The following is a 1,646-nucleotide window of genomic DNA, read 5'->3' as shown; positions in this document are numbered from 1 at the left end:
GCCACCCAATTGGGTCTCGTGGTCTGGGTTTTGTTTAAACCAGACCGGCCAACCACGGTCCCACCGGGGGGGCCCCCCGGCCCCGCGGCGCCCCGCGCCGCCCGCCGCCGGGCCGGCGCCGCGGGCGCGGGGTTCAAGGAGGGGTACGTGCCCGCAGCCACCGGGGCGGCCGCCCGGGCCGCTCACCGCGGACGGCCGCCGTCTCCAGCGTAGGCCGCAAGGGCGCCGCTCCGCCGCTCGTGCCGTTCGGACGGCGGCCCGGCACGGCCCGGGCGCGCCCGCTGCGGACGGTCCGCCGATCGAACGTTCGCGCAGGTCAGCGCCTCGCCACACGGAACCGGACCGGCCGCCGGGACGGGTGACGAAACGGGCTCCTGGTCGCCGAACCGCCCCGCCTGGGCGAGGCGGGGCGGGGAAAACACCTGCTAGGTCCTCATGGCCTGGCCGCCGATGTCGGGGGCTCCGCCGAGCAGTGCCCGCCACCACGACTCCACCTCGTGGTGGTCCATCGTGGCCCAGGCCGGGGTCTGCTCCACCTGGCCGTGGCCGAGGCGGCGGGCCAGCGCGACCATCTCCCGTCCCGCCGCGCCCCGCGCGGCCTGGTAGGCGTGCAGCAGCTCGGCCCAGGTGCCGGACCGGCGCCAGGCGTCCTCGAACGCGGTGGCGTCCTGGAGCGCCTTGGCCGCACCACTGGTGTTGTGCGGGCGCACCACGGTGGCCGCGTCTCCGGCGAGCAGCAGCCGCCCGGCCGTCGTACGGGCCGTCTCGAGGTCGTAGATGGGCTGGACGAAGGTGTCCGCGGGCTCCGTCAGCCCGATCACGCGCGCCCAGTGGGGCGGGAACTCCCGCTCCAGCAACGCGCCGAGGTGTGCGGTGAGTTCCTCGGTGACCCGGCCCGGCGGGAAGCTCGTCGGGTCGTCGAACGGCAGCCTGCCGGTCTGCGGGGGCAGGGCGTACAGGACCCAGTTCACCCGGGGGCCGTCCGGTCCGGGGATGCGGTAGACCACGCAGCTTCCGCCGGTGAAGCAGACGGTGGTCACCGAGTCGGCGGGCCAGTCGCCGTCACCGAGCGCGTCCAGCCGCCGGGCGTCGAAGTTCCCGCGCCAGCAGACGTACCCGGCGTACGAGGGCCGGGACCCGGGGCAGACCGCATCGCGCACCACCGAGCGGTACCCGTCGGCTCCGACGACCAGGTCGAACGGCTCGGCGGTCCCGTCGGCCAGCCGTACCTCGGCCCGCTCGCCGGCGTCGGCCACGCCCGCGACCACCACGCCCTGCCGGTAGACGACCGATGCGGGGGTCGCCTCGCGCAGCCCGCGCCACAGCAGCCCCCAGTGGTACGAGTGGAAGGGGAACGGCTGCTCCCAGAACAGCCGCCCGGACGGCCCGGCCGCGCTGTCGTCCCGGACCACCCACCGGCGCCGGGTCAGCCGGTGCGCGGCGATGCCTCCGGGCAGGGCGCCGGTGGCGGCGAGTTCGGCGGCCCGGCCGTCGTGGACGCACAGGCCGAGTCCCCGGTCCGCCAGCCGTCCCCGGGTGCGCTCCAGCACCACCACCCGGTCGGCGCCGGGGGGGGGGGCGGCCGCCCCCCCCGGCGCGCCCCCGCCCGGCGCCCCCCCCCCACCCCCCCCCCCCCCCCCCCAGCC

The 1,646-nt window shown here is 77.6% G+C and carries 1 protein-coding gene; it reads right to left on the bottom strand.

The genetic code is table 11. From position 1 onward, the window contains the following. Positions 1 to 425: 425 nt before the first annotated feature. Positions 426 to 1,646 (bottom strand): FAD-dependent monooxygenase (locus ACFXA3_RS42265; RefSeq protein WP_385196804.1); only part of this gene is annotated, 1,221 nt, incomplete at its 5' end.

The organism is Streptomyces sp. NPDC059456, from assembly GCF_042750055.1.
In the GTDB taxonomy this organism is placed as follows: domain Bacteria; phylum Actinomycetota; class Actinomycetes; order Streptomycetales; family Streptomycetaceae; genus Streptomyces.
Note: the sequence above shows the minus strand (reverse complement) of the source record. Positions and strands in the feature narration are given on the sequence as shown.